The sequence below is a fragment of the Serpentinicella sp. ANB-PHB4 genome (assembly GCF_031432315.1).
GTDB lineage: Bacteria > Bacillota > Clostridia > Peptostreptococcales > Natronincolaceae > Serpentinicella.
Map to the genome: position 1 here is coordinate 64,411 of NZ_JAVKGO010000011.1, position 8,351 is coordinate 72,761.

An 8,351-nucleotide genomic window follows, 5' to 3' on the forward strand; every position below is an offset into this window, starting at 1 on the left:
TCATTAGATTATATTTTAATGCTTTTATTTACTAATAGTGTGCGAAAAAAATAAACTTATATACGTTTAATTAATAGTTATATTTTTGAAAAAAATGAGGTGAATAACATTTAAAAGAAGAAGTAATGTAAAAAGTTTGTGATATACATTTTTTAAAGTAATAACTGCAAATAAATTAAAGTAGATTACAAAGAATACGATTTATTTTTTTGCTGGTATTTTGTTAAAAAAATACAAAAACCAAGTAGAAAAATTAAAGGCAGTGAAGGCATAAATAGAAAAACAGACGGTATATAATACCGTCTGTCTAAGTGAAAAGGCTGTAGTGTTTTAACGACCGCCACCACCGCCACCGCCGCCGCCAAATCCGCCACCACCGGAAAATCCGCCACCGGATCCAGATCCGGAAGAAGCATGGCTTCGAGCCGCAGTAATAGAATTATTAATACTTGATGTTAAGCCTTGGAACCCTGTATGTGGTGAGTTTAAAGAAGCTCTAGAACCCACACTATAATAGTACCACCCATATCCAAATGAGCGATTACCATCTGTCAGATTTGGGAATACAACCTGTAGTTGTTTCATTACTTCTTTAGCTACACCTAAAGTAACGGCATAGACCATATAATGTTCCCAAATAACAAGAGATGGCAGTTCATGTCGTTCCATTTCAGAGAAGTGAAGTAAAAACTTTTTAAAAGCCATCCAACGGACATAATCTTCCTCGCCTTTAGGGGAGCGGCGATGAATCGTGATACCAACAATTAAGACTATAACTCCAGATGCAATTAAAGCAATGCCCATAATAGGAACGATACCTGTAATTAAAGCAGTAATACCCAAAATGCCAAGTATAATTCCCGTTATAGTTCCAATTGCAATTCCAGTTGTATTACTTTGGTCAAAAAACCTATGTTTTTTTCCAATTAGGCTAAGATCTTCAATCCATTTAGACCAAAATTTTTGGAATTTCTCGGGTTTTTTCTTTGCAAACTTTTCGATTTCTTTAAAAGTAATTTCCTTCTCATTTGTAGAAATTTTTTCAAATAAAAATTCTAATATCTTTCTTTCATGTTTTAATAAACCATCCTCTTTTTCTAATCTTGTTACTTTGTAATCCGTTTCATCTTTAGCAGATAAGATTCCTTTTTTTGTATAATCATATTCATCTAAGCGTATGTACCCTCGATATGCTAGATCGATGATTGTAGCAGTAAAATCATCTTCATTCGGGGTTCCTTTCCTAATTAAAATTCCCAATTCTGCCGGGGAATAATTAGCAGGTAGTTCACGATAGTAGTCTCCATCAAAGGTAGTGGGGTAAGGTTTAGCATATCGTTTTCTTAGGAATATTGAAAGGATAATTGATAAAACAAAAACAATTGCTGCAAATAGAATGTCTAATTTTCCAAGGGTACGAAGTCGATTGGCTCTATTTGCTAAGCGTTCTTCTGTTTCAAGAATATCCGGAAGTGCAGTAAATCCTGTTTCTAAATGGGGAGCCATAACACTTGAAGGTGTAAAAGTCACTCTACCCTCTAAAAAAGTTTTTCTTGGTAGTCGGTCAATTTCCCAAATAACCTCTCGCTCATTTAATATGGTTACATTGCCATCTAATGGACCATGTCCCCAAGCCCGTAAATCTTTATCTAAAGACCCCTCGGGCAAGGTAAGATGAACCCTAACGTTACGCTGGGAATCTTCCCACTCATTACCAATGAATTGATAGGTTAATTCGGCGACATCATTGTGAACCTTAACTTCATTTTCAACAACATATTCAATGACAAAGGTTCGTTGTTCATTTTGCGCTTCTATACTCCAGTCGACATGTAAGCGATTAGGGTATTCTCTTATTAAATATGTACCCGGAGGACCGTAGTCATCACTAGGATTAAACTCATAGGGTTGGTTATTTTCTTTGACAACAACATCCCTTATTTCTACACCTGAGTCCATATTAATATCTTGGTAGAACCCATTATATTCTCCATCAAAATATATTGTTCGTTCTTCCTGTATGGCCATTGTACCATCGGTAAATACTTCTGCTATAATATTTACTTCTTGTATTTCTAGAGAACGGTCTGCATAAACAAGATCAGTAGAAAAACTAAAAAAGAAAATAAGTAGAAGTAGGGATACTCTATGTAAAAGCTTTTTATCTATATTCATAAAAATCCCCCTTAGTCAAAATCAAAATCAACTTTTACAGTGTTTCGCGCTTCTTTTTCACCATCTAAGTTAAAGTAGTCCATTTTATTAAAATTAAACATACCGGCAATTATGTTATTTGGGAAAACTTTAATTTTCACATTAAACTTTTGTACAGTATCATTATAAAACTGTCTAGAAAAAGCAATCTTGCTCTCCGTGTTCGTTAACTCTTCTTGAAGCTGCTTAAAATTAGCGTCTGCTTTTAATTCAGGATAGTTTTCCGCTACAGCAAATAGGGTTTTTAAAGTACCGGTTAGCTGACTTTCTGCTTCGGATTGTTCTGCGATAGATTGAGCATTCATCGCTTGGGAACGAGCCTTTGTTATATCTTCAAAGGTACCTCTCTCATGTTTTGCATAGCCCTTAACCGTGTTAACTAGGTTAGGGATCAAATCATAACGACGCTTTAATTGTACATCAACCTGAGCCCAGGCATTTTTAACCCTTTCTCTAAGTTTAACAAAACCATTATACGCACTTATAAACCAAAGAACGATTAAAACAATTACAGCAATGGCAATAAAAAATGGCATTTTTATTCCTCCCTTTATAAATAGTAAACAACTTTATCGTAAAAGCTTATGTTAGTAGATAAGCGTATATACACTATTAATTCTACCACATTATTCATATTTAGGAATAAAATAATAAAAGTGAATAAAATCAAGAGATATTTTTCAGAATAAGTAATAGGAGGTGATTATAACATGACAACTATTCAGCTAACACAAAAAGAGAGATTACTTTTAGAGGATCAGAAAAAACATGAAGAAATGTGTATAATAAAATATGATAATTATGCAAACGAAGCACAAGATCCTCAATTAAAACAACTTTTTCTTAGTTTAAAGCAGCAGGAGCAAAACCACTATGACACAATCAATCAAATACTTGGTGGACAAGTACCAAACATGCAAAACCAACAACAAGGACAGCAGCAAAACCAACAAGGAATGCAAAACCAACAAAAAGGGCAACAGCAAACTCAAAATAGTGGATCTAACCTTACTAATGTAAGCGACGATATTTTATGTAACGACCTTTTAATGACAGAGAAGTATGTATCTAGTACATATGATACAACTATATTCGAATTTACAGATACAAATGTTAGAGAAGTGTTAAATCATATTCAAAAAGAAGAGCAACAACATGGAGAACAGATATTTAACTATATGCAAGCTAATGGCATGTATCAACCACAGTAGTAGTTACTGTCTAAAGGAATAGATAGCAAAAAAGACAAAGTAAATCTCTAAAGATTTATTTTGTCTTTTTGTATAAAGTGCTAAATTAAGTTTTTTATATCATGCTTTATACTTCATATTTAAAAATACCAATGGTTAAAAGAATTGCAGTTAAAACAAAAAGATATAATCCTGTCCCCGCTGTGTTCACAGTTTGACCAAATACTTCAACACTTTTTGAACCTAGATAAAGAATACTTCCAACAACGGCAACGATGCTACAACTTAGTCCAATTTTTTTATTAATAGATTCTTCCTTTAATAATTTATAGACTGGATATATGTAAAGAATTAAAAATAGATATCCTTGTTGCTGAAAACCTGAAGCCGATAAAAATCCCACATCTGCCCATGTCATAAACATAGAAAGAACAGCAAGGCATGTAGAAATAAATATTAATTTTCCACCTAAGCCCCATGCTTTAAAATTGATTTTCATAGTAGGTCCTCCTTTCAAAAGTAGTATAATACATCTATATGATACCACAGTAGAGGTTACTAATGATTATTTAAATATTAGTATATTTTGGGAACGGATCATAGTTAATATAGTTTAAATTTAAAAACAGGGAAGTTTTGAGTTAATGTTTAGGATACTGCAAATACAGTCAATTCTGTTCACTTTTGGTCATTTAATATTAGACTTTACCTAAACTTATTAATGTTTATCAATTAAATTACCGCATAAATCTATTAGTTCTTCTGTAGTTTTTGCAAATCCGTGGGCCCCAATCTCTTTGTACAGTAATGGGCTTCGGTTAAAGGCGTTTCCTCCAACGACAACCTTAACTTTTTTTAGCTTTGTTCTTGTGCTGACGGAATCTATAATACTTTTAATATGACCCACATTATAATCCATAGTTGCAGACATAATTAATAATTGACAAGAAAATCGTTCTAAAGCCTCCACAACACAATAAGCCGGTACAGTACTACCTAGATAATAACTCTTCCAGCCTTCCATTTCTAAAAGATCCTTAGAAATTAATAATGGTATTTCGTGTAGCTCGCTAGAGGGCAGTGCAAACAAGGCGCTGTGATCCTGCTTAGGGTTTTTCTTAATGAACAGATTAAGCTGATAGATAAGACTTTTTACTGTATGAGTAAAAAAATGTTCATCAACAATGGATATTTCTCCTCGTTCCCAAAGATAACCGACATCATACATGCTTACTGCTAAAACATCTTTGTAGATATCTTTGATGTCCACTCCTGCCTTTACTGCTTTAAAAATCAGATCCTTAGCTTCCTGGTCATTCTGATTTAATAGTTTGGTTAAAAACTGATTCTTAATATGATCTAACTTTAGCGGGGAGTCAGTATTTTCTAAGCGATAGAGAAAAGCCTCCCTCCCTAAAAGTTCATCTAGTGAGACTTGAAAGAAGTCGGCTATTTGTTTAAGTACAGACTCCCCGGGAAACCTTGAATTATTTTCGTAATTTGCCACTGTTGTTTGCGCAACTCCAAGGAGTGTAGCCAAATCTTTTTGCTTTAATTTTTTTGCTTTTCGCAATGTTTTTAACTGGTCACCAAAGGTATTCATGAAGATTCCTTCTTTCATTGATCAATTTATACTGATTTAGATGCCTACATTTATCCTATTTTATTAATGGGATATTACAATTTGAAATAACTTTGTATATTTATTATAGTATAGGTACAAAAAATTGCATAGAGAAATCATAACACACTTAGAAATAAATATTTTAAAAATAGGCAATTAATTCTTGAGTATTTCATATTGTGTAGTATAATAAATATAAATTTCTTAATGAAGCAAAAGATATAAAACAAAGTTGAATCAAATTGATACATGAAATTATTTGATACATATGACCCGAAAGAAGTAAAAACGATTTTGTGAATCAAATTGTCACATGTTGATTAATAATGACTAACATTACAAAAACATGGATATTAATTTTAGTTTTAACTAAATTACAATGGGTATATAAATAGTACTAAAGTCCTATTTACATCTTGGCACAAAACTTGCAAATTAACTAACTAAATTTACACATTACTTAAGAAATATGAACATATCAATAATAAGTAACATAATGGGGGCTGCATAATGATGAACTACGTGTACATTTTAGCGTGTAAAGATGGAAGTTACTACACAGGCTGGACAAATAATTTAGAGAAAAGGGTTGAAAAACACAATCAAGGAACCGCTTCAAAATATACACGGGCCAGACTACCAGTTAAGGTAGTATACTTTGAGTCATTTGAAACAAAGGAGGCAGCCATGAAAAGAGAGTATGAAATAAAGCAAATGTCACGAAAAGAAAAAGTAAACTTAGTAAAAATAGATACATGAATTTGTGACAGCAGAATGAAGACATAATATGAGCAATAAGAGGAGGCAACAACTATGAAAAGTATAAAACAAAAACTAATTATTTATTTTTCAATTATTTTAATTATTATCTCTAGTGTTTTTGGTTTTCTATCTATAAGAACAACACAAAATGAATTAAGTGCAGAAGTAGAAAATACACTAGCATTACTAGCCCAGGAAAGAGCAAATCTTTTTGAAAGTCGACTAAGAGAGCAAAAAGCCATATTAGAGACAATTGCTAGTCAAAGGGATATAACCTCGATGGACTGGGAAACCCAGCAAGAATTATTGATCACCGAGTACGAAAGATTAAATTTTCTAGGACTAGGGATTGTTTCCCCAGACGGAACCGCTAGATATCAGGATGGCAATACTGCCCAATTAGGCGATAGAGACTATGTACAAAGAGCCTTTGAGGGAGAATCTAATGTATCCGATGTTATTATTAGTAGAGTAACAAATGCTCCGGTAATTATGTATGCAGTTCCAGTAGAAGTTCAAGGAGAAGTTGTCAGTGTGTTAATAGCCCGAGCTGATGGGGAGTCTTTAAGCAACACAATTGATGATATGGGCTACGGAGAAGAAGGGTATGCATATATTATGAATAGTGAAGGGAATACGATGGCCCATCCAAACCGTCAGTTTGTTTTAGATCAGTTTAACCCAATTGTAGCTGCCCAGTCTGATGAGAGCCTAGCAACCCTAGGTGATGCCTTTGCTAGAGTAATAGAACTAGGGCAAGGCATTGATATTTACGAGTTTGATGGCGAAACGATTTATTCTGGTTTTGCTCCTATAGAAGGGACAGAATGGTTTCTAGCAGTGCGAATTGGTGCCGAAGAGATAATGGCCTTCGAATCAGAAGTAAGACAACAAATGATATTAATAACAATTATTATTTTATTAATCAGTTTAATCCCTGTATACTTTTTAGGAAAATCTCTATCAAAACCTATTACTGTATTAACAGAATTTGCAGAAAAAATTGCAAAACTAGACGTGAGAGATAATGTACCAGAAACATTAAAAGGAAATAAAGATGAAACAGGGCGTCTAGCCAGAGCTTTCCAAACTTTAAGCGACAACATAAGGGAATTTATTCAGGATATGACCGATACTTCTCAACAAGTAGCTGCATCATCAGAGGAGTTGACCGCTACAAGTCAACAATCTGCTATGGCAGCAGAGGAAGTGGCTAAAACCATCGAAGAAATTGCCGAGGGAGCCACTGATCAAGCCAAAGACACTGAAACTGGTGTAACAAAAACAATTGAATTAAACGGTATAATTGAAGAAGATTTAAAAGATATGGCAAGAATAGAGGCAGCAACAGCCCATTTATCCGAACTGAGAGATGATGGGGTGGAGAATATTAGGTTACTGACAAGCAAGACAAAAGAAACAAATGATGCAATTCAGACTATTTATAAAACTACTTTAAATACGAATGAAAGTGCAGAAAAAATAAGTGAAGCAAGTCAATTAATTGAAAATATTGCGACTCAAACCAATCTACTTGCCCTTAATGCAGCCATAGAGGCAGCAAGAGCAGGAGAGGCAGGAAAAGGTTTCTCGGTAGTGGCAGAAGAGATAAGAACCCTAGCAGAGCAATCTACTCAGTCGGTAAAAGATATAGATAGCATGCTTAAGGTGTTACAAGATAACTCCCATAGTGCTGTTGATACAATGAAATCAGTGTTAACGATTATTGAAGAACAAATGAGTAGTGTAGAAACAACGGAAAGTAAATTTGATGGTATTTCCGAACAAATTGAAAATGTAAAAGATATAGTAACAAAATCTGTTGCTTCAGTAGAAACCATGGATAAAGTGAAAAGTGAATTGTCAGATATAATGCAAAACCTTGCTGCAGTAGCCGAAGAAAATGCTGCAGGTACAGAAGAGGCATCTGCATCTGTGGAGGAGCAAACAGCATCCATGGGAGAAATTGCTAACGCCAGTGAAGGATTAGCAAAACTAGCAGAAGAAATGCAAGAAAAGATTCAAAGATTTAAAGCTTAAATAATACTAAAAAAGAGGAACCTTTCGGTTCCTCTTGAGACTGTAAATAAATTTGTGCTTATTGAGTAAATAATAAAACTCAATCTGGCAAGAAATATTCAGTTGGATATAAATAACATGTATTATTTATTTTGTCAAAATTATAGGATTCTATACTAGTATCATATAATTTTGGCAATAATTATTATCATGGAGCAATGTGCTCTTAATTCAATAAGACTTATGAGTTGGAAACGTCTAATTGAACTGTATCTGGAGCCTTGCCTATGGTTTATAGGTAAGGTTCTATTCTTCCTTCAAAGAGAAGCATAAGCTGGTTTAAGATGTTATCCCAGTTTCTATATCGTTGTGTCCACTTTTTTATTACGTTTTGACTGGCTAGATAAAGCATCTTTTCTAATGCCTGGTCTGACGGAAATACTGACTTTGTTTTTGTAACTTTACGGAATTGTCTATGAAGACTTTCTATAGCATTTGTAGTATACATGATTTTTCTAATTTCACTTGGAAATTTAAAGAAT

At 33.7% G+C, this 8,351-nt stretch carries 8 protein-coding genes; 3 read left to right on the forward strand and 5 right to left on the reverse strand.

Features of this window, described 5'->3' with window-relative positions; translation table 11 throughout:
* Positions 1-330: 330 nt before the first annotated feature.
* Positions 331-2,175 (reverse strand): DUF2207 domain-containing protein, encoded by a 1,845-nt coding sequence (locus RH915_RS09285; protein ID WP_310479561.1) that lies wholly within the window; start codon positions 2,173-2,175, stop codon positions 331-333.
* Between the two features lie 11 nt (positions 2,176-2,186).
* Positions 2,187-2,750: a LemA family protein gene (locus tag RH915_RS09290; RefSeq protein WP_310479563.1), complete on the reverse strand. Its 564-nt coding sequence runs from the start codon at positions 2,748-2,750 to the stop codon at positions 2,187-2,189.
* A 174-nt stretch (positions 2,751-2,924) separates the two neighbouring features.
* Here RH915_RS09290 and RH915_RS09295 point away from each other — a divergent pair, with 174 nt between their 5' ends.
* Positions 2,925-3,425 (forward strand): spore coat protein, encoded by a 501-nt coding sequence (locus RH915_RS09295; RefSeq protein ID WP_310479565.1) that lies wholly within the window; start codon positions 2,925-2,927, stop codon positions 3,423-3,425.
* 106 nt (positions 3,426-3,531) lie between these two features.
* Here RH915_RS09295 and RH915_RS09300 read toward each other — a convergent pair whose 3' ends face one another.
* Together RH915_RS09300 and RH915_RS09305 are read right to left on the reverse strand one after the other, a co-directional pair.
* Entirely contained in the window at positions 3,532-3,903 is a 372-nt protein-coding gene (locus tag RH915_RS09300) for a hypothetical protein (protein ID WP_310479566.1), read from the reverse strand.
* A 219-nt stretch (positions 3,904-4,122) separates the two neighbouring features.
* Positions 4,123-5,007, reverse strand: coding sequence for a helix-turn-helix domain-containing protein (locus RH915_RS09305; protein WP_310479568.1), 885 nt, complete (start codon positions 5,005-5,007; stop codon positions 4,123-4,125).
* A gap of 531 nt (positions 5,008-5,538) precedes the next feature.
* Here RH915_RS09305 and RH915_RS09310 point away from each other — a divergent pair.
* Both RH915_RS09310 and RH915_RS09315 read left to right on the forward strand, forming a co-directional pair.
* Positions 5,539-5,787, forward strand: a complete 249-nt coding sequence (locus tag RH915_RS09310) for a GIY-YIG nuclease family protein (protein ID WP_331618384.1) — start codon at positions 5,539-5,541, stop codon at positions 5,785-5,787.
* A 54-nt stretch (positions 5,788-5,841) separates the two neighbouring features.
* The gene (locus RH915_RS09315) at positions 5,842-7,830 is read left to right on the forward strand and encodes a methyl-accepting chemotaxis protein (RefSeq protein ID WP_310479569.1); all 1,989 of its coding nucleotides are present in this window, start codon (positions 5,842-5,844) and stop codon (positions 7,828-7,830) included.
* 271 nt (positions 7,831-8,101) lie between these two features.
* Here RH915_RS09315 and RH915_RS09320 read toward each other — a convergent pair.
* Positions 8,102-8,351 (reverse strand): transposase (locus tag RH915_RS09320; RefSeq protein WP_310479570.1); only part of this gene is annotated, 250 nt, incomplete at its 5' end.